The 23,055-nt window shown below is 62.6% G+C and carries 19 protein-coding genes, 4 pseudogenes and 1 other annotated feature; of the genes and pseudogenes, 13 read left to right on the top strand and 10 right to left on the bottom strand.

Annotated features, from left to right (window positions below; all coding sequences use genetic code 11):
* The 5 genes and pseudogenes from ACS5NL_RS21390 to ACS5NL_RS21370 all read right to left on the bottom strand — a co-directional run.
* The coding region (locus tag ACS5NL_RS21390; RefSeq protein ID WP_439355980.1) for an IS91-like element ISCR8/ISPps1 family transposase at positions 1–1,037 on the bottom strand (1,037 nt) is incomplete at its 3' end.
* A 108-nt stretch (positions 1,038–1,145) separates the two neighbouring features.
* Positions 1,146–1,463, bottom strand: a pseudogene (locus ACS5NL_RS21385) (oxidoreductase dimerization domain-containing protein); the annotation flags it as partial.
* Positions 1,463–1,852: pseudogene (locus ACS5NL_RS21380) on the bottom strand (ABC transporter permease); the annotation flags it as partial. The pseudogenes ACS5NL_RS21385 and ACS5NL_RS21380, both read right to left, overlap by 1 nt.
* Positions 1,848–2,573 (bottom strand): annotated as a pseudogene (locus ACS5NL_RS21375) (ABC transporter permease); the annotation flags it as partial. The pseudogenes ACS5NL_RS21375 and ACS5NL_RS21380, both read right to left, overlap by 5 nt.
* A gap of 142 nt (positions 2,574–2,715) precedes the next feature.
* Entirely contained in the window at positions 2,716–3,918 is a 1,203-nt protein-coding gene (locus tag ACS5NL_RS21370; protein WP_439355979.1) for a porin, read from the bottom strand.
* Between the two features lie 348 nt (positions 3,919–4,266).
* Between ACS5NL_RS21370 and istA the strand changes: the two genes are divergently transcribed.
* Both istA and istB read left to right on the top strand, forming a co-directional pair.
* A complete protein-coding gene (gene istA, locus ACS5NL_RS21365) occupies positions 4,267–5,787 on the top strand; it encodes an IS21 family transposase (protein WP_439355978.1) in 1,521 nt (506 codons plus the stop codon).
* Positions 5,784–6,617, top strand: coding sequence for an IS21-like element helper ATPase IstB (istB, locus tag ACS5NL_RS21360; RefSeq protein ID WP_439355977.1), 834 nt, complete (start codon positions 5,784–5,786; stop codon positions 6,615–6,617). Before istA ends, istB begins: the two co-directional genes overlap by 4 nt.
* Before the next feature lie 470 nt (positions 6,618–7,087).
* On the opposite strand, the gene ACS5NL_RS21355 is transcribed toward istB, so the two are convergent.
* The gene (locus tag ACS5NL_RS21355) at positions 7,088–8,236 is read right to left on the bottom strand and encodes a DUF2399 domain-containing protein (protein ID WP_439355976.1); all 1,149 of its coding nucleotides are present in this window, start codon (positions 8,234–8,236) and stop codon (positions 7,088–7,090) included.
* An 82-nt stretch (positions 8,237–8,318) separates the two neighbouring features.
* A complete protein-coding gene (locus ACS5NL_RS21350) occupies positions 8,319–11,129 on the bottom strand; it encodes an ATP-binding protein (protein ID WP_439355975.1) in 2,811 nt (936 codons plus the stop codon).
* Between ACS5NL_RS21350 and ACS5NL_RS21345 the strand changes: the two genes are divergently transcribed.
* Complete coding sequence (locus ACS5NL_RS21345; protein ID WP_439355974.1) at positions 11,128–11,370, top strand: hypothetical protein; 243 nt, start codon at positions 11,128–11,130, stop codon at positions 11,368–11,370. The two genes, ACS5NL_RS21350 and ACS5NL_RS21345, sit on opposite strands and share 2 nt — an antisense overlap.
* Here ACS5NL_RS21345 and ACS5NL_RS21340 read toward each other — a convergent pair.
* From ACS5NL_RS21340 to ACS5NL_RS21330, 3 genes and pseudogenes are all read right to left on the bottom strand, one after another.
* A protein-coding gene (locus tag ACS5NL_RS21340; protein WP_439355973.1) for an IS3 family transposase occupies positions 11,346–12,577 on the bottom strand; the annotation gives its coding sequence in 2 pieces (ribosomal slippage) (positions 11,346–12,292 and positions 12,292–12,577; 1,233 coding nt in all). The two genes, ACS5NL_RS21345 and ACS5NL_RS21340, sit on opposite strands and share 25 nt — an antisense overlap.
* Positions 12,180–12,296: a sequence feature (AL1L pseudoknot), on the bottom strand. It overlaps the preceding gene by 117 nt.
* 48 nt (positions 12,578–12,625) lie before the next feature.
* Positions 12,626–13,189, bottom strand: a pseudogene (locus ACS5NL_RS21335) (DUF4194 domain-containing protein); the annotation flags it as partial.
* A complete protein-coding gene (locus tag ACS5NL_RS21330) occupies positions 13,176–14,531 on the bottom strand; it encodes a hypothetical protein (RefSeq protein WP_439355972.1) in 1,356 nt (451 codons plus the stop codon). The pseudogene ACS5NL_RS21335 and the gene ACS5NL_RS21330, both read right to left, overlap by 14 nt.
* Positions 14,532–14,926: 395 nt before the next feature.
* Between ACS5NL_RS21330 and ACS5NL_RS21325 the strand changes: the two genes are divergently transcribed.
* The 10 genes from ACS5NL_RS21325 to ACS5NL_RS21280 are packed head-to-tail and all read left to right on the top strand — an operon-like array spanning position 14,927 to position 23,055.
* Positions 14,927–15,484 carry a hypothetical protein gene (locus tag ACS5NL_RS21325; protein WP_439355971.1) on the top strand — a complete coding sequence of 186 codons (558 nt, stop codon included), beginning with the start codon at positions 14,927–14,929 and terminating at the stop codon, positions 15,482–15,484.
* Positions 15,485–15,494: 10 nt separating this feature from the next.
* Complete coding sequence (locus ACS5NL_RS21320; RefSeq protein WP_439355970.1) at positions 15,495–16,004, top strand: lytic transglycosylase domain-containing protein; 510 nt, start codon at positions 15,495–15,497, stop codon at positions 16,002–16,004.
* Positions 16,001–16,285, top strand: a complete 285-nt coding sequence (locus tag ACS5NL_RS21315; protein WP_234265043.1) for a TrbC/VirB2 family protein — start codon at positions 16,001–16,003, stop codon at positions 16,283–16,285. Before ACS5NL_RS21320 ends, ACS5NL_RS21315 begins: the two co-directional genes overlap by 4 nt.
* Positions 16,286–16,303: 18 nt before the next feature.
* On the top strand, positions 16,304–16,636 hold the full coding sequence (locus tag ACS5NL_RS21310; protein ID WP_177134485.1) for a VirB3 family type IV secretion system protein: 333 nt from the start codon (positions 16,304–16,306) through the stop codon (positions 16,634–16,636).
* A 37-nt stretch (positions 16,637–16,673) separates the two neighbouring features.
* Entirely contained in the window at positions 16,674–19,124 is a 2,451-nt protein-coding gene (locus ACS5NL_RS21305) for a VirB4 family type IV secretion/conjugal transfer ATPase (RefSeq protein WP_439355983.1), read from the top strand.
* A complete protein-coding gene (locus ACS5NL_RS21300) occupies positions 19,121–19,549 on the top strand; it encodes a hypothetical protein (protein WP_439355969.1) in 429 nt (142 codons plus the stop codon). Before ACS5NL_RS21305 ends, ACS5NL_RS21300 begins: the two co-directional genes overlap by 4 nt.
* Positions 19,550–19,561: 12 nt before the next feature.
* Positions 19,562–20,626 (top strand): TrbL/VirB6 family protein, encoded by a 1,065-nt coding sequence (locus ACS5NL_RS21295; RefSeq protein ID WP_439355968.1) that lies wholly within the window; start codon positions 19,562–19,564, stop codon positions 20,624–20,626.
* 25 nt (positions 20,627–20,651) lie between these two features.
* Positions 20,652–21,347 carry a TrbJ/VirB5 family protein gene (locus ACS5NL_RS21290; protein WP_439355967.1) on the top strand — a complete coding sequence of 232 codons (696 nt, stop codon included), beginning with the start codon at positions 20,652–20,654 and terminating at the stop codon, positions 21,345–21,347.
* A 23-nt stretch (positions 21,348–21,370) separates the two neighbouring features.
* On the top strand, positions 21,371–22,141 hold the full coding sequence (locus tag ACS5NL_RS21285; RefSeq protein WP_439355966.1) for a VirB8 family type IV secretion system protein: 771 nt from the start codon (positions 21,371–21,373) through the stop codon (positions 22,139–22,141).
* Complete coding sequence (locus tag ACS5NL_RS21280) at positions 22,138–23,055, top strand: TrbG/VirB9 family P-type conjugative transfer protein (RefSeq protein WP_439355965.1); 918 nt, start codon at positions 22,138–22,140, stop codon at positions 23,053–23,055. The genes ACS5NL_RS21285 and ACS5NL_RS21280 overlap by 4 nt, the downstream gene beginning before the upstream one ends.

Raw genomic sequence — 23,055 nt, 5'->3', positions numbered from 1 at the left:
GCGATGCGGTCGATCAGTTCCAGCGGTGTGAGGTGCAGCTCATCTGCCTTGGCACCACGCTTGTCACTGGTGGGCTCGCTGCGCTGTTTGGCACAGCGGTACACCAGTTTGCTTCCCTCTTTGCGTAGGCGCTCCATGGAAAACGGTGGACGCGCGCAATAGCGCAGCAGCCGCTCCAGCGCAGCGCGGTCGTGGGCTTCGATGCAGACACCGGCGTCCACCGAGAAGCCGCTGTGTTTGTAGCCCAGCATGTCTTTGGCGTCACAGTTCTCCAGCAGGCCCCGAGCAACGAAGGCGCGCAGGATGCGTTTTTGCAGTGTGGTCTGCACTGGGGCCACGGTAGCCGCATCGATGCCGGTGGCCGCGTGAAAGATGACACCCGGCGATGAGATTCGAGGGGTCGCATCAGCATCGCCCTCGCCCTCCACTTCCTCAAACACCCCGTCCACCACACAAACGTGGAAGTGGACGTGTTCATTGAGGCTGGAGCCGAATCGGTGAATGAAGGCGATGGCACCGATGTGCAGGCCTGCCTTGTCCATATGGGCCGCACCGGGGCTGTGGGTCTGCAGAGTTTGTGCGATCACCCGCAGAAAGATGCGCAGCACCATGCTCAGCACCGCTCCGTCGCGTTGCATGAAGTACCGCAACCTCTTGGGCACGGAGAGCACCCACTGGCGCACCGGCAGGCGGGGGAAAACGTGGTCGCTCAGGTGTGCCGCCGTCTCCACCATCCGCCGCGTGGTGCACGAGGGGCAGACTCCCCGGCCTTTGCAGGAGAAGGCTACAAAGTAGTCGTGCCCACAGTCGCCGCAGCGAGCGCGGGCAAAGCCATGGGCAAAGATGCCGCACTCAAGATACTTGGCAAACGCTTTGCGCACGAAGGGCTTGGGGGTGTGGTGGTCGCCCTGGCCGTCGAACTGACCCGCGCTGGCCAACTCTAGCCAGGTCTCGTAGTGCTCGGCTACCATTTGGTAGAGCAGCGTGCGTTCGGGGTGGCGTGGGTTGTAGAGCTTGGGCTTGGAAGTGGCTGACATGAATACTGTACAAATGCACAGTATTCTGCGGCGATTGTTTGGGTACGCAAAGCACAAGGCCCGAACCGTCGCCAGTTCGGGCCTTGTCAGGGTAGCTTGGCTGCGGACTTACTTGCGCGCAGGCGGCACATCCGTGCAGCTGCCATGCGCCACTTCCGCCGCCATGCCGATGCTCTCGCCCAGCGTCGGATGCGGGTGGATGGTCTTGCCGATGTCGACAGCGTCCGCACCCATCTCGATGGCCAGGGCGATCTCGCCGATCATGTCGCCCGCGTGGGTACCGACCATGCCACCGCCCAGAATCTTGCCGTGGCCATGGGCCTCGGGCGAATCATCAAACAGGAGCTTGGTGAAGCCTTCGTCACGCCCGTTGGCAATGGCGCGGCCCGAGGCGGCCCAGGGGAACAGGCCCTTCTTGACCCTGATGGCCCCATCACATTGGGCAGCACGTGCTTGACCATGATGCGCAGCGAAGGCACGCCCGTCACCCGCGCGGCCTGCACGTATTCCTTGTTGCGCTCCACCAGCGTGCTGCCGCGCACCGTGCGCGCGTACTGCACCCAGCCCGTGAGCGAGATGGCGATGATGAGCACGCCAAAGGCCAGCGACTCATGCGCGTCCGGAAACAGCGCGCGGCCCACGCCGGCAATCAGCAGGGCCACCAAGATGGCGGGAAACGACAGCATCACGTCGCACAGGCGCATGAGAAAGCTGTCCACCCAGCCGCCCTTGAAACCGGCCAGCAGCCCCAGCGCCACGCCCACCACCACGGAGATGAGCACCGAGGCCAGGCCCACCACCAGCGAAATGCGTGTTCTTGAGCGCATGGCCAAAGTAGATCGCCCGGTCCGTGAGCCCGCGTGCCCGCGCGAACTTGATGTAGTCGGTACGCAGCACTTCCAGCATCTCGGCGCGCACCAGGCGCATGATCAGCGTCAGCTGGAAAATGGCCAGGGTGACGGCGGGCAGCGCAAGATGGTGCCACCCCTTCGCCGTGAGAAGCCCGGTGCTCCACCAGCCCAGTTGCACCACCTCGCCCCGGCCAAAGCTCGGAAACCAGCCCAGCGTGACCGAGAACACCAGGATCAGCAGGATGCCAATCAGGAACGTGGGCAGCGACACACCGAGCAGCGACAGCGCCATGAACACCTGGCTGGTAAACGTGCCACGCTTGAGCGCCGCATACACCCCCATCGGAATGCCCACCAGCAACGCCAGCACGGCCGCGGCGAGCGCCAGCTCCAGCGTCGCCGGGAAGCGCTCGGCGATCAGGCGCGACACCTGCGCGCCTTGGCGCAGGCTGATGCCGAACTCGCCTTGTGCGGCGTTCCACAGGAAATGGCCGAACTGCACGACAAACGAGCGGTCCAGCCCCAAGGCCGTGCGCAGCGCAGCCACCTGCTCCGGCGTCGCGTCCTGGCCGAGCAGGATCAACACAGGATCGCCCACGAACTGGAATAGCAGGAAGGCCAGAAAGGCCACGGTGACCATCACGATCACCGCCTGGAGCAAACGGCGGAGGATGAAAGCGAGCATGGGAAGCGAGGCAATGCAATCGCTCCCATGCTAGCAGGCACAACGCCCCTGGCGTAGCTCGTTCGCCCTGGGAAAACGCCCAGAAAAAAAGCCCCTGCGAACAGGGGCTTTTTCAGGGGCAGGCCGCAAGGCCGCCCGGGGATCAGAAGCGGTGGCGCAGGCCGATGGTGAAGCCGGTGCGGCTGCGGGCCTTGCTGGCAGCGTCCAAGTAGACGTTATCACCGCCGCTGAGGCGCGTGTTGTCGATGCCGACGTAGGCATCGGTGCGCTTGCTGAAGGCGTAGTCGGCCACGGCCACGACGAAGTTGGCCTTGCCGTTGGACAGGCCCGTTGCCGAGCCTGTTTGCTTGCCGTGGAAATAGTGCAGGCCCACGTTGAGCTGCGGCGTGGCCTGGTAGCCCACGCCCAGCTTGAACAGCTGGCGCTTGTCGGCATCGCCCGGAATGTAGCCGCCGTTGGACTGGCCGGCCCAGAACTGACCCAGGATCGCACCATCCACCACATTGCGGAAAGCCTGGATGGGGTTGGCGCCTGCCGCCGTGAACTTGGCCTTGTTCAGGCCGTAGCCTGCCGACAGGTACCAGGGGCCGGTCCGGTACGAACCGCCCAGGGTCCACGCATCGACATCGGTGCCGCCGGGCAGCGTGCTGCGCAGATAGCCGCCGCCCACTGCCAGGCCATTGCCGGGCGCGTAGCGCAGATAGCCGCCGAAGGTCTTCCATGCGCCGCCACCAAGGGTGCTGGCCACGAACGCGGGCACCTGGGCCGCAGAGGCGGGCAGCCCTGCTTCCAGCGCCTTGGTGTCGTTGTTTTCGTCGAAGGAATATTGCAGCGAACCGACCAGGCTGCGGTTTGGCGTGGCGAAGGTGTACTTCAGCATATTGCTGGTACGCGCGCCCATCGCAAAGCCAAGCTCAGGCTTGTAGGCTTCCATGTAGGGCGAATACGGGAACGAAGCGTAGGTGCTGGTCACCACGTCGAATAGCACGTTCCACTGGCGGCCAGCGGTCAGGCGGCCATAGGGGGTTTGCAGGCCCACATTCGCCAATTGGAAAAAGGGCGTAGAAACCGAGCCGTCGTCGGCATTCAAACGATTTTCCAGCACCACCAGTGCCGTGTTGCCACCGCCCAGATCTTCCGTGACGTTGATACCCCAGCGGCTTTGCGACATGCCGCCGCCGATCATCTGGGTTTTGCTCTTTTGATTCACGCCTTCGTTATTGGTGTGGCGCACAGCGGCATCCACGATGCCCCACAGCTCCACTTTGCTGGCCGGGGCGGTCTGGGCCATTGCTGCGCCTGCACCGCACAAGGCCAAGGCCGCCACAATAATGTTCTTCTGCATTAGATAAACTCCTCTAGGATTGATAACCGGTTTCATAATTCGCAGCCATTCTAAAAATCAAACGCTCCGAACCATGCAATACCGTTAGATTCACCGCTCTAAACTCTTCCTCCCAAGGAGGCCCTGCGGCCAAATCGTGTTTTTTGACAGGGGGGCGGGGAACCTCGATTGTTAAAAGACGAAACAATCCAGGCAAGGGCTTATCGCATTCCTGCCACAGGGGTTAACCCCTGTTGATTTCCACGTAAATTTGACCCCTCTGGACTGAGTTTTTTCACCCAACTTTGACCCCTTGAGTAACGTCTCCTGCTTGTTTTTTGAGCAGGAGGGAATCAAGGAGTGATCAACGTGGGAACACTGGCGAAGATCCGCAGGATGCACCTGCGCGATGGCCTTCCAATCAAAGAGATCGAGCGGCGCACGGGCCTGGCAAGGAACACCATCAAGGCCTGGCTGCGCAAGGGTGAGATGGTCGAGCCCAAGTACCCCCAGCGGGTCAACCAGACCAAGCTCGACGGCTATACCGAAACGCTGGCGACCTGGCTCAAGGCCGACCTGCACCGCGGCAAACGCGATCGCCGCACCATCAAGGCCCTGTACGAAGGCCTGGTCGAGCAAGGCTACACCGGTGGCTACGGCCGGGTGGCGGCCTTTGCCCGGCGCTGGCGAGCGCAGCAGTCGGGCAAGGTCGGCAAGGGTGCTTTCGTGCCGCTGAAGTTCGCCCTGGGCGACGCCTTCCAGTTCGACTGGAGCACCGAGTACGCCTGGGTGGGCGGGCTGCGCCGGCGCTTGGAGGTGGCCCACACCAAGCTGTGCGGCAGCCGTGCCTTCTGGCTGGTGGCCTATCCGAGCCAGAGCCACGAGATGCTGTTTGATGCCCATGCTCGGGCATTTGCCGCCTTCGGCGGCGTGCCCCAGCGGGGCATCTACGACAACATGAAGACGGCCGTGGACAAGGTTGGCGCCGGAAAGAAACGCGCGGTCAACGCCCGCTTTGAAGCCATGACCGGCCACTACCTGTTCGAGCCCGAGTTCTGCAACGTCGCCAGCGGCTGGGAGAAGGGCATCGTCGAGAAGAACGTGCGCGACCGGCGCATCAGCATCTGGCACAAGGCGATCAAGCAGCGCTGGCCCAACATGCAGGCGCTCAATACGTGGCTGGAGGGCGAGTGCCGCGCGGCCTGGGCCGAACTCAACCACCCTGAGTGGCCGACGCTGAAGGTGGCCGACGTGCTGCAGGACGAGCAGCAGCGTCTGATGCCCAACCCCCGGCCGTTTGACGGCTACATCGAGGTGCTGGCGCGCGTCTCCAGCACGGCGCTGGTGCACCTGCAGCGCAACCGATACAGCGTGCCCACCGAACACGCCCACGAGGTGGTCAGCCTGCGCCTGTATCCGGAACGCATCGATGTGGTGGCCGAGAACGCCCGCATCGCCAGCCATGCGCGCAGCTTCGAGCGCAGCCAGACCTTCTACGACTGGCGCCACTACGTCAGCCTGATCGAGCGCAAGCCCGGTGCGCTGCGCAACGGCGCGCCCTTTGAGACGTTGCCCGAGCCCCTGAAGAAGTTGCAGGCCATCCTGCTGCGCCACCAGGGCGGTGACCGTGTGATGGCCCAGGTGCTGGCGGCCGTGCCGGTGCACGGTCTGGAGCCGGTGCTGGTGGCCGCCGAACTGGCGCTCGAGAGCGGCAAGCCCAGCGGCGAGCATGTGCTCAACGTGCTCGCACGTCTGAAGGCCGGCAGCCAGGCAGAGGTAGCGGCGGCCAAGACGCCGCTGACCCTGGCGGTGGCGCCGCAGGCCAACGTGCAGCGCTACGACCGGCTTCGCTCGGTCGGCGACGATGATGCACAGGGGGTGCGCGCATGAGCCAGGAGATCATCGGCGCCCTCAAAGCCCTGAAGCTGCATGGCATGGCCGCCAATTACCCCGAGGTGGCAGCGCAGGCACGGCACACCGACTTCAGCCCCGAAGCCTTCCTCAGTCAGCTGCTGAGGGCCGAGCAGGCCGAGCGTTCGGTGCGTTCCATGGCGTACCAGATGGGCGCAGCCCGCTTCCCTGCCCACCGTGACCTGGCCGGCTTCGAGTTCAGCCAGGCCAGTGTGGACGAGGCACTGGTGCGCACGCTGCACGGCGGCGTGTTCATCGAGGCCGCGCACAACGTGGTGCTCATCGGCGGTCCGGGCACCGGCAAGACACACCTGGCCACGGCCATCGGGATCGAGGCGATCCAGCGGCACGGCAAGCGGGTGCGCTTCTTCTCGACCGTGGAACTGGTCAACGCGCTGGAGCTGGAGAAGAGCCAGGGCAAGGCCGGACAGCTGGCCCACCGGCTGGTCTACATGGACTTGGTCATCCTCGATGAACTGGGCTACCTGCCGTTCAGTCAGGCCGGTGGAGCGCTGCTGTTCCACCTGCTCTCCAAGCTCTACGAGCGCACCAGTGTGCTGATCACCACCAACCTCAGCTTCGGGGAATGGAGCCAGGTCTTTGGCGACGCCAAGATGACCACCGCGCTGCTCGACCGGCTGACCCACCACTGCCATATCGTGGAGACCGGCAACGAGAGCTGGCGGTTCAAGCACTCCAGCGCAGCACCCAAAACCGTTCAGAAAAGGCGGCCCAGGACGGCTCTGCCGGAAGTCATTGAGAAAGGAGAAACGAACGCACCAACAGTAGACTTATCCACAGACGCGTAGCCCGGCTACACCCCAACAGGTGGGGTCAATATTGGATGAAAAACCGGGGTCAGGATTGCGCGGAAATCAACACACAGATCGAGGCCACCCCGAAATGACCGCGAGGCACCGTCGTAGTCGTTGCTTTGCGAGCAGTTCTCGCAACCGTCGCCCCTGTGCCAGCTACGAAGCAGAAGGCGCGGAGCGACTGCTTTTCGGCAGCGAAGTCCGCGACGGGAGTGACTCCAACGGGTCGTAACCGCGAGTCCGAGCGGAATGGAAGCCGTCATTGGCGCGGCGTGAATGGCCTCAGGAAGGCCTGCGACGGCAGGACCCCGTAAACCCGTCGTCGCGACCAGCGGCTGTCGTCAGGCCGAGAGACTCCTTGGCGCCATGTAGGGTGAGTACGCTCGCCAGCGGCCACCGGCAGCAATCGCTGCACAGGAGCCACTCGATTGCTGGCAAGCTGCTACCAAGCGTTGCAAGGGATCCTACAACCAGCCCTCCTGCTCCGCTTTGAACCCATCACGCTGCATCGCTAGGCATAGTTGATGCAACGCTTGCGGCAGATCCGGGGACTCCAACAGCCGGGAGATCAAGACTTTGTCGTGAGCGTTCAAAGCCCACGGTTGTCGTGCCGCACGCAGTTCATCAAGCCCCATTCGAAACGGCTCCCACGGCAAGCCTAGGCGCTCCCAGACCCGGCCCATACCCCAAACCATGTCCACGCCCGCGGGATCGGCGTCTCCACTGACCCGCAAGGGTGCAGGTGCGAATTGAGCGAGGTGCTCAATGGCCGCAAGCCATGCGGTAGAAGGCCTCCCGGGCATCCATGCCAGCAGGACACCGTCGGCCAGCTGCTGCGCCTGTCGTTCGAAGCTGGTGCGGTTCTCGATGAGCCACCAATGCGCTGGAGCAGCGGTGACTGCTTTCACTCGCAGAACGTCATCCAATGGCAGCGCCAGAAACTTCACCGCATTGAGGTCGACGGTGCGTTCGTCCCAATGCAAAACACCCTGCCCCGCTACCCACATCATTGGAGTGAAGTGGCTCACCCCGTACCTCTCCAGTTCGAAGTGCTCTTCCAGCCATTTCCAGTCACCAGCGCCAATGGACTTGGTGTGTTCGCCGGCATGTAACGCGAAGTCGCGGCGCGTTCCCTGTCGCTCGTCTAGGCACCAGCTATATAAAGCCCTGATCCAACGATCACGCGCTTCCAGCACCTCGACTCGCTGCGCGGCGTCCTGTTCCAAACTGGATAGTGCGTGGGTCAAGTCGTCGAGCAACCCTCTGTGTTGTGAAGGCAGATCAGTCGCTTCAAGTCCACTAAGCCACTGCCGCAAATCCTCCAACAACAAGGCCCGACTTTCATTGCGCTGGGTTTTACTACCCACACAAAGCAGTTTCTTCAAGGTGTGAAGGTCCCGCCAGGTCAACGCTTCCCAGCGCCAGTGACCGCCTATGAGCTTTTCATTCCGGTTGATCCACCCCTCGCGCAACAGCCAATCGCACAGGGCTTCGGAAAGCTCGATGCGATTCTGACCACCCTCCTTCAGGAGCGAATCGCGTCCACGGGATGCGTTGTCCTTGCGCACCCAGAGGGTGAGTAGCTCGCGTTGCTCAAACGGCAGCAGACCCAATTCGGAGGGTGTTGTGTTAGGGGCCGAGCGCTCACGCACACCTCGTCGTATCTGAACATCCACCCACTCCATTCGTGATCCCTCACGGTTGCGCAACGCGTCGCTTCAGCACCCCAATCGGAGGTGCCCAGCGTGCCCCTGCTGGCTTTTTGGAGGTCACCAGAGTTACATCTGCTGGCTCGAACACCTCTACGTTGTGGGTGATCGGTGTGGTCAAGACGTATTGCGCGCGGGTGGACTTCAGGAAGTGGCCCACCAGCTGAATGTTCCTCACGTCGAGGTGAGCGAATGGTTCGTCGATGAACACGAAGCCACCCGGCGTTTCCTCATCCTTGAGCAGGCCGACCAACAGGATGAGCGACTTGATGACCTGCTGTCCGCCCGAGGCCTCTCCGTCGTTCAGACCGATCTGGCCCTTGCCGTCGAAGTTGAAGTTGACTTTGAGTTCGGCTTGGCGGAGTACGGTGTCGTCATTGTCTAGGTGCGGAAGATCGGCGCTGACCTCAACGCCAGCCAACTGCCCCAGTTCGACGATGTTTTTTCTGTAGCGACGCACTGTGGACCGCAACACGTCTATGTAACGCTCGCGAGCGTTGCTCACTGCAACGCTGGCGCTGTTGTTGCTTGCTTCACGCTGCGCCAGTACCTGCTTCTGCCCTTCGACGGTGGCGGCCATCAAGGTGTGCTTTTCCTCGACGGTGGGATCTGTTTCCCAGGTGCCTTCTGTCAAATCCTTCTCCACGGCTTCGCCGCGCAACCGCGCCTGAGTGGCGTTTTGGTAGGTCTTGCGCAGCGCCTCAAGCGCTTCCTTTCGAAGCCATCGGGCAGGAAAATTTTTCTTTGCTGTAGCGGATTCACTGGAGCGCTGACGCAGTGCAGAGCGTTTTTCTTCCCACTCGCCCACGTACCGCCGTGCGTTCCGTTCACTTTCCTCCAGCGCGTTCTGGACCCGCTTGTAATCGGCTTCCAGAGCTGATTCCCGCTTATTCGCTGCTCCGTGCTCAGTATCCAGCGTCTGCCAGCGTTGTGCGGCAGACTTACGCGCCTGTATCAGGTGTGGCAGTTGCTGACGCGCCTGTTCAAATTCATCGCTGCGACGGACCAACTCAGAAGCGGCACTGACGCCCCTGGCTGCATCTTCGGCTGCCTTTAGCTGACGCGTATTGGTCGCCTGGTCTTTGGCCACTTGTCCCAGTTGCTTGTCGAGATCCTCCAAACGCTTCTCGATGGACTCGCGTCGTGCCGCCACGGCTGCAGCGCCGAATTGGTGCTGGCTCGGGTCAACCCACACACTGCGCCCGCCCCGGCTATCGCGCCAAAATGCTTTGGGCGTGATCCATTCACCACCCCTTTTCGTCCCCTCGGCTGGATTGGCCACGCGCCGAATCTGTTCGAGCTGACGCAATAGCCATGTCGGCGCGGTGTCTGCAAATCGCAGCACCGCCAGCAGGCTCGCGGGGTCTGGAGATTTAGGAGCCTCCGCAGCCTGGGCCACCACATAGTGCCGGTATCGCTCACGCTCAGCCAGCTCCATGGCTTTGACTTCGTCACCCGCATCTTTCAGCACCACGACCCAGCGCGAGCTGCGCAGAACCCCTTCAGCCGCATCACGCCACTGCGGGTCGGTGATTTCGATCACATCGGCCAGTACATGGTGGGCGATATCCACTTGTCGAAGCACGCGCAAAAAGCGTGACACATCCTCAGGTGGTGGCGCTTGCCGCTGGCCTTGCAGCTGGTCGAGCGAGGCCTGTGCCCGATCGCGGTCAGACTTCACCTCGTGCCAGCGACCGTTGAGTCGTGACTTCTCCGCCTGCAACGTCTGAAGCCGAGCCGTCAGCTGCTCGGCATCCCCTTCAACCTTGGCCAGTTCCAGCAATTCGTTGGCATGTTTGACCAACAGCTCAACGGGGCGCTCGTTGGCACTGGCCTCCTGCAGGGCTGCTTGTGCGCCTGCTTTGGCTTCGCCCAGCTGCAGCGCTTCTGTCTTGGCCTCTTCTTTTTGCCTTGACAGTTGCAACAGCCGCGCCCGATCTGTTGCTTGTTGTCGCAGTGTGGCGGCATGGTGGACACGCTGCCGGTGAAGCTCGCGAAGCTTACTGGCCACGTCCAGGCGTTCCTCGCTCCACGCGAGAACGGGAATAACTTCGGTCCAGAGCCGTTCCTTCTCCCGCAACTTGTTCTGGTATTGGCGGTATAGGTTAACGCGCGCCTCAAGCTGGGCCAGTTGGGTCTCCCCATGACCCAGCTCGCGCTTGGCCATCTCCATCTCTTCGGCCACTTCTTTTTGGTGTCGTCGGGCCTCTTCGTAGCGGTCCAGAACCTCCTGGTCTCCGAAAACATCAAAGACCAGACGCAGGAGCTCCTTGGGCGAGTATTCGCACAAGCGATCTGTTTGCCCTTGTTCCAGCGCCAACACACGGGCAATGGCACGAGACAGGCCAGCACCTTCCAGGCGCTTGCGCCAGTTTTCGATGCCCAGCCAGTCTTTCTCAGGGACTTGGGTCAGTGCCTCGATGGAGACGTCTCCATCCGCCATGTGATAGCGCCGTTGCCAGTCGCCGCCGTTGCGCTCGATTCGGCAGGCCAGCGTTACCTGGTCACTGTAGAGAAGGCAGCGAGCAAAAGGGCGACTGGAGCTTTGCCGGCCGTGGGCTCGGTTGTCCACGGTAGCGCGCAGCCAGGCGGAGTCGGCGTTGGCGTGTCGTGCGTAGGTTTTGTAGCTGCGCCCGCCCGAACAATCCAGACCCAACAAGGTGCGCATGGCATCCAACAGCGTGGTCTTACCTGAGCCGTTTGGGCCAGCAACCGTGATGATTGAACCATCCAATGGCAGGGTCAGTCGTTGGCAGTAGTCCCAATGCAGCAGTTCAAGGCTTTGGAGATGGAACATGTCTTCAGTTGTCCTCGCCTGTGTGTTTTTCTTCTGCGGTCGTGGCTGCATCGGACGTTTCGATGGAATTGTCGTCGGCAGCCTTGGCATCCTTTTGTGCACGCGTGCGAGCCAAAACTTCGCTCAGCGTGCCATCGAGTATGCGAGGCGCGAGTACGTCGTAATCAAGCAGCAGGTTGAACCGCCCCGGCTTTCGTGGAGGCCGGTTGGTTTAAGTCAGGCCGCCACCATGGAGGACTGACTGGCGAGTTGCCGGTAGTAGTTTGCCTCAGCCTCTGCGGGCGGGATGTATCCAATAGGTCCGAGCAGCCTGTGATGGTTGAACCAGGACACCCATTCCAACGTTGCCAGTTCCACCGATTCGCGGGTTGGCCAGGATCGGCGATGAATCACCTCGGCCTTGTACAGCCCGTTGATCGTCTCGGCCAAGGCGTTGTCGTAGCTGTCGCCCTTGCTGCCCACAGATGGCTCGATGCCTGCCTCTGCCAGCCGTTCGCTGTAGCGGATGGAAACGTATTGCGACCCCCTGTCGGAATGGTGGATCAAGGCGCCATCACGCTCGGGTTGCCGGGCATACAGCGCCTGCTCCAGGGCATCCAGAACGAAGTCCGTATGCATGGAGGTGCTGACCCGCCAACCCACAATGCGCCGCGCGTACACGTCGATCACGAAGGCCACGTACAACCAGCCTTGCCAGGTTGAGACGTAGGTGAAGTCCGAGACCCACAGCTGGTTCGGCCGCTCAGCCTTGAACTGTCGGTTGACCCGGTCCAGCGGGCACGGTGCCTTCATGTCGCGGAGGGTTGTGCGCACCACCTTGCCCCGGCGCACGCCCTGCAAGCCCAGTCGCTTCATCAACCGCTCAACCGTGCAGCGGGCAATGACAACTCCCTCCCGGTTCATCTGCTTCCAGATCTTGTCGGCTCCGTAAACCCGCATGTTGGCCTGCCAGACGCGTTCAATGTGCGGCACCAAGGTGTCGTCACGTTGGGCGCGCGAACAGCGCAGTAGGGGGTTGCGTTGGTGAGCGGCATGGCGCCAATAGCCTGACGGGGCGATCTGCAGCACCTTGCAGATCGACTCGACCCCGTAGGCCTGTCGATGCTGGGCGACGAAGTTGTTCAGGACTTCAGACGGCGGTCGAGCTCCGCCTGGGCGAAAAACGCGCTGGCCAGCTTCAGGATCTCGTTGGCCTTGCGCAGCTCCTTGTTCTCGCGTTCGAGCTCCTTCAAGCGCTGAAGATCGGTCGTCGTGACGCCTGCCCTGGTGCCGTTGTCAATCTCATCGCGTTTGACCCATTCGTTGAGGGTCTGGGGCACGCAGCCGATCTTGGGGGCGATGGATTCAATGGCGGCCCACAGGGAGGGGTACTCGCTGCGGTGCTCGCGCACCATGCGAACAGCGCGTTCGCGGACCTCGGGTGAAAACTGGTTCGACTTCTTGCTCATGGCTCAATCCTCTCAGAGAAAAGAGCCTCCTCAAAACCCGGGGCGGTTCAGGTCTAGCAAAGGGCCTTCGCCAATGTCCTCCCCCTTTCGGACGATGAATCCATGGTTCTCCAGGCGCCTCAGGTTGCCGTCCAATCTCGTCTTCTTGCCCAGTTGCGCGCCGAAGTCGGCCAACAGTGCCTTGTATGAAACCATTGGACTGACGGACTCTGCGCGCGGCATGGGGCGCTCGGCGCTGAACATCTCGTCCTGCAGGTCGCCCTCAGCGCTCGCATCGCGAGCAGCTTGGCGCTCTCTCTTGGGCAGAACGATAAGCGACCACAGCACCACCAGCAGTGACACCGCATCGCGCGGCAAGTCGAGGTTGTTGTGGCTGTTGAGTGCCGCCTCACCAAAGACCGCGTGTTCGACGGTGCGCACCATCGCAGTGGTGACGTTGTCCGCGTGGATGTTGTCCACAAGCCGCAGACCCACTTGGGCCAGACGGTCTTGCACGGCTTGCCACAGGTCAGCGTCCACAAGAGCGCGCTTGACCTTAGGGTGCTGTCGGGGCAACCAGCGGCGTGCCAGCAGTTCTGCCGCCAACAAGGCGGCTTCATCAGGGGTGTTCATGGTCATCCTGGGGTTCGGGTTTACGCTGCGCACCCGCGATAGGGTCTGCGACCTCAGCCAATACGAGATGGCCATCGCTCATGGCCAGCACATGCGGGTCATCCTGCAACTTGACGGAGGTGCTGAGAACGGCGTGCCATCCTGAGCGGGCCAACTCGCCAGTCTGGCCTTTCAGCGTCTGGGCCTGTACATCACCCAACAAGGGCAGCAACTGCATGCGATACGCGGCTTGCGCAAAGCGCCCGCCAAGAACAATCTCATCCAGCGGCATTTCAGTCTTAGCTGAGGTGGCCTGCTCACTGCTCCACTGAGCCAGTTGTGCGATGAGTCCGCCCAACTCAGGCGGCATGCTGGGCACCTCCAGCTGGCCGCTGCTTGCCTCATTGGGCGGAGGCAAACCCGTCGTCCGTTGGGGGTCAGGTCTGTCTCGCTCAAACTCGCCTTCAGCCACGTCCAGCAGATCGTGCTGGCTGATGAACACGGGCGCCACGCCTGTTGAAAGGGCATCAGCCAGAAGGGCATGCAGCGCATCCTGACTTTGCAGCCACATTCGTACGTCTGAACTGGTCACGCCTGCACTCCCTAGCGTCACGCGCTGTCGATCGGCCTGCTGCATCGCTCGCGTGAACTGGCTGGCCATCGAGAGCAGGCGCGCTTGTGCGTACCCCAGAGCGCGGGCCTCCTTTTCGAGGCGAGGGTCATCGGTCTCGGTGCGAATGAGCGCTGTCAGCGCGTGACCGGCCTTGTCGACCAAAGACAGGGCTCGCTCGAAGCGCGGCTGGGCCTGACGTAACCGCGCTTCGGAACCACTGGTGATTGCCTCGGCGAAGTCGTCGTGCAGCCTAGCCAGCTGCGCGTGCAGGTGCCGTAACTGGCTCGGGTCTGCCAGACCAAGTGCTTGAGCACCGGCCACCTGCGCCAGCAAAGGAGCCAAGTCATCATCGTCACCTGTGGCTTGCGTCAGGGGAGCGAGCAACCCGTGAACCTGTCGCGCCAGAATCGAGAGGCTGTAGTCTTGCGAGGTGGCATCCCATACCAGCAGCCCCACATCGCGGAAGCGCTTGAGGACGTTGTCCAGTGCCTGCGGCAGCAGCAGATGGAACAGCTGGTTGAGGTCCTCACGGGAAATCCGGCCATGCGGCACGCTGACCAACTCCATGAAGCACCACACCCGCAGTTGCACCACCGCAGGTGGGCCGCTGAACAGCCCCCGCAAAGCATCCAGGACGGCCGACCTCTGACTGACTGCCCAGGCTAATGGCGAATCTGCGGCTGAAGCAGGATCGCGGAAGTAAGCCTCAAAACTGGCCCCCTCATGCTCTTGTTCGTTTTGTAGATCCATCTGCGCATTTTGCCGAATGTCCACTCACGCTTTACCGACTGGCGGTGTCGTAACTCCGAACCCCAGATGAACTCCACCCTACAGCCACAGGATGCAGTTTTTCATAGACGTTTGGAACTGCGTGGATCAATAATGCCCCCGGGTCGGCCTGAACAGCCTGCCCTCCTCCCTGAAAAGTCGTGTGACAGCGACTTTGATTTGCCCGGCCCTCGCGCCGGGCGTTCTTTTTTGGGGTTGCCTCATGGGCCCAGTGATCTGCAAAGCTCGATTCCGCTGGAAATCAGCCCAAATCCAGCAGCAGAACAGGCTCCGCTCAGTCCTACATTGACCTCACTGCACCCAGTGAGATGAAGTGACCTTCACCTCCGGCGGATGCGGGAACTGTGAGGTGTCTGATGGACTTCATCCTTTCAAGAAATCGGCGCTTTCTATTGCGCTCCGGAACAACGCGAGCAGCGGACACCGACCGGACGTTGGACTCGGCAGTGGCGTCTGCTGCGGTGCTTTCGCTGAGCCTTCTTGCCCCCACGGCCGCGCATGCCGCGGACGGTTGCCTGGTGTTGCTGTGCTTCGCAGCACCGAGCTGGAAGTCGATCCCCCAATGCGTGCCGCCGATTCGGCAAGTGCTCCGGGATCTGGCCCGAGGCAAGGCGTTTCCCACGTGCGGGATGTCCGGCAGTGGCAACTCCGCCTGGCACGCGTGGGCCCGTGCACCGGGCAATTGCCCACCCCAGTACACCCGGGTGCACGAGACCGAAAGCGGTCTGATCTACACCTGCGATTACACCGGTGCAATCACGGTCAGTATTGACGGCAAGCCGTTCACACGCACCTGGTGGGACATGGGTGGCGACACGGTGACGGACTTCAGCCCCGTGGCCAAGTCCCAACTTGGATCTTGGGACACCAAGTACGACGACGACCGGGCTGCCTGGCAGCGCTCACGTCCCTGAGGGCTGCGCTATGGACGCCTCCACGTTTGCGGCGCTGGCCCTGGCCTGTGCACCACAAGTCCATCTGACGACAGCGCATGCGCTCGTCTCGGTGGAAAGTGCCTTCAACCCTTGGGCCATCGGCGTCGTGGGTGGTGCGTTGCGCCGCCAGCCGAGCAACCGGGATGAAGCGCTGGCCACAGCCCACCAGCTGTTGCGCGACGGGCGCAACTTCAGCGTTGGTCTGGGGCAGATCAATGTGGGCAACTTCCGGCGTCTGGGGTTGAACACCAGCAGTGCCTTCGATCCCTGCCAGAACCTGTCGGCCATGCAGTCCGTGTTGACGGAATGTTTCGACCGATCAGGCCCAACCCGCAGTCGCGCTGACACCGAGCAGTTCGACCTGCGCAAAGCCCTCTCCTGCTACTACAGCGGCAACTTCTCAACCGGCTTTCGCCATGGCTATGTGCAGAAGGTTGTCGCCGCTGCCCGCTCACTGCCCCACCCTCGTTCCAACCCCTCATCCAAGGAGCCGTCATGAATCGCCAGAAACTGTCTCAAGGCCAGGTCCGTGCCCTCAGCCTGTTGATGTTGCTGCCACCCCAGGTCTGGGCGCAAGGCTTCGACAAGGTGAACACAACCGTCACCAACGTCAATGCCATCCTGGTGACGATCTCTGTGGCCGTGGTGACGATCGCGATCATTTGGGCCGGCTTCAAGATGATCTTTCAGGGTGCCCGGCTGGCGGATGTGGCCAACATCCTGATCGGTGGGACCCTGGTCGGTGGCGCAGCTGCTTTTGCCAGCTACATCGTCAGCTGACCTCAGCAGGAACCCGCCATGCAAGCCGAAACCATCTACAAGGGTGCAACCCGCCCAGCCATGAAGCTGGGCATTCCACTGGTGCCGCTGGTAGTGCTCTTCGGCAGCGGGATGCTGCTGATGATGTGGGGCGGCATTCTGGTGAGCTGGTGGATTGCGCTTGGAGTTTTGATGTCCTTCGTCCCCACCCTCTTCTGGATGCGCTGGGTGACTTCTCGAGATGACCAGCGGTTTCGGCAAATCTTCATTGCACTCAAGCTGCGTCTGCACGACCGCAACCGACGGTTCTGGCGCGCGCGCAGCTACTCACCCACCCTGTTCCGGGGAGCATCCGATGTCTGGCATCTTTGATCGCTTGGGTTCAAGCCGCGCGAAGCGACGCCCTGTAATGGGTGGTCCTCAGCCTCGTCACTGGTCGCAGGCTTTGGCAGAAAACCCCTTGACCAGGTTCGTGCCCTTCTCGTCACTGGTGAGCGACCACGATGTGATCACCCGTGGTGGCGATTTCCTGCGGGTGTGGCGGCTCGACGGCGTGGCATTCGAGTGCGCCGACGACTACCTGGTTACGGAACGGCACGAAGCGCTTTGTAGCCTGCTGCGCAATCTCTCGGGTGGCCAGTGGGCCATCTGGACACACCGGCTGCACCGCAAGATTCAGGATGCGCTGACCGACCCACCGGAAGTCGGGTTTGCCAAAGACCTTTCTCAGGCCTATCAGGCACACCTGAACCGGCGGGCGATGATGAGCAATGAGCTGTACCTGACGCTGGTCTACCGGCCCAACACCTCCCGTATCAGCCGGGCCCTGCAGTCGTCGCAACGGTCCAAGGCCGCCATCGAAGAAGCGCACGCGGAAGCCTTGCGCGTGATGGAAGAGCGAACGGCGTTCGTGCACCGAGTCCTGCGTGGCTTCGGCCCCCAGCTGTTGGGGGTTCGTGAACAGAAAGGCCGAATCTATTCGGAAGTCGCCGAGTTGCTGGGATACCTGGTCAACGGGTACTGGAAGCCCGTGCCATTCACGACAGGTCCACTGCACCGCACCCTTCCTACCACCCGCCTCTCCTTTGGTGGTGACAAGCTGGAGCTGCGCAACGGCGACCAGCGCCGCTGCGCGGCCCTGGTGGACATCAAGGAATACGCCGACGCCGTCGAACCCGGCATCCTCAATGCTCTGCTGTACGAAGACAGCGAGTTCATCGAGACCCAGAGCTTTTCGATCCTGCCGCGCCGCGAGGCCAGTCGCGCCCTGGAACTGCAACGCGATCAGTTGATTGCCAGCGACGACGTGGTGGCCAGCCAGATCGCGGACATGGACGACGCGCTGAACGAGCTGGGCGATGGTCAGTTCTGCATGGGTGAGTACCACTACAGCCTGGTGGTCTTCGGCAATCCGGGCGAGGACAGCCTGGCCGATGCCGGCCGGCGCGCGGCGCAGGCCATCGGCGCCGTGGGCGAGTCGTCAAGCCTGCAGATGTCGCCGGTGGACCTGGTGGCCGACGCTGCCTGGTTCGCCCAGATGCCGGGCAACTGGCAGTGGCGACCGCGCGATGCCAAGTTGTCCTCCCGCGCCTTCGCGACCCTGGCCAGCGGGCACAACTTCGCCCGCGGCAAGCGCGACGGCAACCCTTGGGGCGAAGCGCTGGCTCTGCTGCGAACACCGTCCGGCCAGCCGTTCTATCTGAACTTCCACAGCAGTCCGGACGGCGAAGACTCGGCCGACAAGAAGCTGCCGGGCAACACGATCATCATCGGATCCACCGGGGTCGGTAAAACCACGCTGGAGATGTTCTTGCTGACGCTGACGCGAAAGTGGGACCCGGCACCTAGGCTGGTGCTGTTCGATCTGGACCGGGGTTGCGAAATTGCCATCCGGGCCATGAACGGTCGGTACTTCACGCTTGAAGCGGGCAAGCCCACGCACCTGAACCCATTGCAACGCGACCCCACGCCGGCCCGCATCCAATTCTGGGAACAGCTGATCCGCATCTGTATCGCCACCCCCGCCCTGCCATTGTTGCCAGCAGACGAGCGCGCCATTGCCGACGCCGTGAAGACGGTGGCGATGATGCCGACCGCCTTGCGCCGCTTCTCGACCATTCGCCAGAACCTGCCCAAGTCTGGCGAGAACAGCCTGTACGATCGCCTGGGCCGCTGGTGTGAGGGCGGCGCCTTGGGCTGGGTGTTTGATCAAGCCAACGACCAGCTCACGGACCTGCAGTCCGCCTCGGTCATCGCCTTCGACACCACCGAGTTTCTCGACCTGCCCGAGGTCCGCACGCCGGTCATGCTGTACCTGCTGCAGGTGATGGAGGAACTGGTCAACGGCGAACGGCTGATCTATGTGATCTCGGAATTCTGGAAAGCGCTGGACCACGAAATCTTCAGCGACTTCGCCAAACAAAAGCAGAAGACGATCCGCAAGCAGAACGGCCTGGGCATCTTCGACACGCAGAGCCCGTCCGACGTGCTGCGTCACCCCATTGGCCGAACGATGGTGGAGCAGAGCGTCACCAAGATTTTCCTGGCCAACCCGGAAGCGGTGCGCGAAGAATACGTGGAGGGCTTCGGTCTCAGCGCAGCTGAGTTCGGCATCGTGCGCAGTCTGGGCGCGCAAGGCGGCAGGCGCTTTCTGGTCAAGCAGGGCAACAGCAGTGCGATCTGCGAGCTGGACCTCAGCGGCCTGCAGGACTTCGTGACCGTGTTGTCGGCCACCACCGACAACGTCGCCCTGCTGGACACCGTTCGTGCACAACACGGTAACGATCCGTTTTTCTGGCTTCCCGTGCTGCTGCGCGAGGTTCAGGATCGCAAGTCCCGCAACTCCAGGAGAGCGTCATGAACCGGTTTCACACCCTTCCCATCGTGTTGGCGCTTGCCGCTTTCAGCACGAACGCCAGCGCTCAGTTCGTCAAAGGCAATGAGGCGGTAAGCACCTCGGCCACCGGCGAAAGGTTGGTCGAAGTCGCACCGTTGCCCAGCACCGGTCCCATCCGCAAGTCCAAGCCCTGCCTTGCTCAGGCGGGTTGCCACGCAGGCCCCTGGCACATGGTGGAGACGCGCGACGGATTGCAGGAATGCACCGAAGTCTATGCGCGCGAAGGCACCTGCCGCAAGTCGAGCTACGGCACGACCAAGCTCTCGCGGATCTGGGTGGTGAAGGTTGGCGGCCAATGGCTGCAGTGCCAGTACCCTGACCTGGGCAGCAAGTGCCTCAAGGTCTTCGCGCCGCCACCGACCAACCTGCCCTACCCGGCCGCGCAATAAGGGAGCGATGTCATGTTCGCCTGGGTCGGTTCCAACTTCGACGTGATCCTGAGCACCTATGTGCTTGGCGTGGTGTCTTCGCTCATGTCGGCGATCACGCCCATTGCGCTGTCGGCGATGACGCTGTGGGTGGCCCTCTACGGCTGGGCCGTGCTGCGCAACGAGGTGTCTGAAACCGTGCCCACTTTCGTCTGGAAGGTGTTCAAGATCGGGCTGGTGCTGGCCTTTGCCTTGCAGTCAGGCTTTTACATCAGCAACGTGTCGGACACCGCCAACGCGCTGGCCATGGGCGTGGCCAGTACCTTTCTGCCTTCTGGCGTTGACCCCGCCACGATCAGCTCGCCCTACGCCCTTCTCGACAAGTTCAACGACGACGCCAGCGCTCAAGTAGCCGACATTATGAAAGAGGCCAGCGTGCTTCGGCTGGACCTGCTGCTGGCGGGCGGCATCTTCTCCATCGGAACCGTCTTCTTCCTCTGCATCGCCCTCTTTGTCGTCACGCTCGCCAAGCTGTTCCTGACATTCGTGATCGCCATCGGTCCGCTGTTCATCCTGTGCCTGGCCTGGCGCCCCACCGCCCGGTTCTTCGACAGCTGGTTGTCGATGGTGCTGAACGCCGTGGTGCTCACCTGGTTCGCCTTCTTCGCGCTGGGCCTGAGCGCCTACATGGGCGCCGCCATGTTCAAGGCCATCAACGACGGTGGCGGCTTCCTCGGCAGCACCTTCAACGTGCTGGGTGAAGCCACCCGCTACTGCGTGCTGATGATCCTCATGGCCATCCTCTGCTTCCAGGCGCCCAGCCTCGCCTCGGCCCTGACAGGGGGCGCAGCGATTCAACAAGGCATTCAGATGATCCAGAACGCCATGATGGTCTCGGGCCTGCGCTCAGCATCCTCTGCCCGATCAGCAGGCGGTACAGGCGCGGGGGGCGTGATCCGCTCAGGCGCTGGTGCGGGTGCCACGACGGGTGCCGCCGTAGCAGCCACAGGTCGTTACGCCGGAAACATGGCCCGCAGGGGCTACGAAGCCGCACGGTCTGCGGCATACCGACTCGCCGCCCTGCGCGGCCGGTCTTGATCTCCCACTTGCCAAGGAGCACACCATGAACTACCGCCTCAAGGTCGCCGCCGCCGTTTTGATTTCTCTGGGTGCCAGCCACGCGCGGGCCGGTGGCATTCCCGTGATCGATGTTGCCAACCTGTTTCAGGCGGTGCAGCAGGTGGTCAACGACATCACGCAGATCAACAACCAGATCCAGCAGATCAAACATCTGCAGACCCAGATCGACAGCATCAACGGCATGCGGAGCCTGGGCGACGTATTCAACAACCCGCTGCTCAAGAACTACATCCCGGCCGAGGCCTACACCTACCTCAACGCCATCAACACCTCGGGTTACAGCGGCCTCAACGCCACGGCCAAGGTGCTGCGCGATGTTGGGATGCTCTACAACTGCATGGACCGAACCGGCGATGCGCGCACCGAGTGTCAGGCCACCCTGGCGCAGCCTTACCAGCAAAAGGGGCTGTTGCAGGACGCCATGAAGTCTGCGGCCCAGCGGCTGGAGCAGATCCAGTCGCTGATGACCCAGATCAACGACACCACCGACCAGAAATCGGTGCAGGAAATTCAGGCCCGCATCGGCGCTGAGAACGCCCTGCTGGCGCACGAGTCCTCACAAATCCAGATGCTTCAAGGCATGGCCGACAGCGAAGAGCGCATCGCCCGGTCCCGTGAGCGCGAACGCCAGTACCAGATGCTTGGCCGGACCGGCAAGGTCTCCGACTTCCTACCGTAACCACCACCCCACCGGAGTCCCCCATGAGTGCCATCCTGATGTCAGGTGAGGCCGCCGCATGGCCGAAACAGCCGAAGACGCCCCCTCCTGCGCCTGAAGTCCCGTCATTGCAAGCCAACCGGGACTGGGAAATCGACCGCGCCTTGATGCTGGAGCGCTCCGAGCGCCGGGCTTGGGCCGCCGCAGCTGCGGGTCTGACGATTGGTCTGATCGGGATTGCCGCAGTTTTTGTGCAGGGGCCGCTGCGCAAGGTGGTGGAGATCCCCATCGTGGTGGACCGGGTCACCGGTGAAACGACCATCCAGCAGCGGCTGAGCGAAGAAACCATTCCCGCCATGGAAGCGCTGGACAAGCACAACCTGGCTGCCTTCGTGCGTTCACGCGAGGCCTACAGCTGGATGTTCCTGCAGCGGGACTTCGACCAGGTGGCCCGCATGGCTGTGCCCGCCGTCTTCTCGGAATACAACCGGCAGTTCGAAGGCGACAGCGCGTTGCAGAAGAAGGTGGGCTCCACCGAAGAGTGGCGCATCAACATCGTCGGTGTGCGGCTGCGCGCATCGGGCCGCAGCGGCAACCAGAGCGACGCCACCGTCACCTACGACAAGGTCGTTCGCATGACCGACCGCAACCTGCCCGATGTGACCACCCGGCACGTGGCCAGCGTGGTCTACCAGTACCAGCCCAAGGTGCTGGCCAAAGAGTCGGACCGGCTGGAGAACCCGTTCGGCTTCGTGGTCACGGCCTACCGCTCCGACCCCGAGATCAATACCCCGACCACTGGAGTGAAGCCATGAACCTCCTGGTACTACCCATGGTGCTGGCGTCTTTGACCCTCACTCCTCCGCATGCCTCTGCGGCGCAGCCCACGGACCAGTCCGATCCGCGCCTGCGCGAGGTGGTCTACGACGTCAACGCGGTGGTCACCGTCCCGGTCAAGCGCGGCATGGTGACGCTGGTGGAGTTCGATAAGGGAGAGGTCATCACCGAGGTGGCGGTCGGTCAGGGCGGCGACTGCAGCAAGCCCGATGCCGCCTGGTGCGTGGCCGCCCAACCGGGTGGGCGCCACCTGTACGTCAAGGCCAAGAGCGCCGCCGATGCTCCCAACAACCTGGCGGTCATCACCGACCGACGCTCGCACGCCCTGCGTTTTGTGGTGTTGCCGGACGGCGACCGCCAGACGCCTGTCTTTCGCATGGCCATCCGGTCCCCCAAACCCGCAGCAGCCCCGCCCAGTCTGGCGGAGATGGAACTGGATGCGCTGGCGAGCTTGCCGCCGATCCCGCCCCCACCGACGGCCCAGCAGATCGTGGCGGAGCGTCTGGCGGCCAAGCCCACCGTGCTCAACACCCAGTACGCGCTGGCCGAAGGTGCCGGTTCGGTAGACATCGTTCCCACACTGGTCTACGACGACGGTCGGTTCACCTACCTGCGCTTCCCAGGCAACCGCGAGGTGCCCGCCGTCTTCCATGTGCTGGGCGACGGCAGCGAGACCCTGGTCAATGCCCGCATGGAGGACGACATGCTGGTGGTGGACCGTGTCAGCCGCCGCCTGATGCTGCGAGCGGGGTTGGCCGTGGTGGGCATCTGGAACGAAGCATTTGATCTGGAGGGATCGCCGGCCAAAGGTTCCACCACCGTGCCCGGTGTGCAGCGGTTGTTGAAGACCGATCCCTCCCATTCACCCTCCAGCACGGGAGCAAAACCATGA

It is taken from the genome of Hydrogenophaga sedimenti, from assembly GCF_051857515.1.
GTDB lineage: Bacteria > Pseudomonadota > Gammaproteobacteria > Burkholderiales > Burkholderiaceae_C > Hydrogenophaga.
This window is presented reverse-complemented; position numbering and strand designations above follow the sequence as displayed.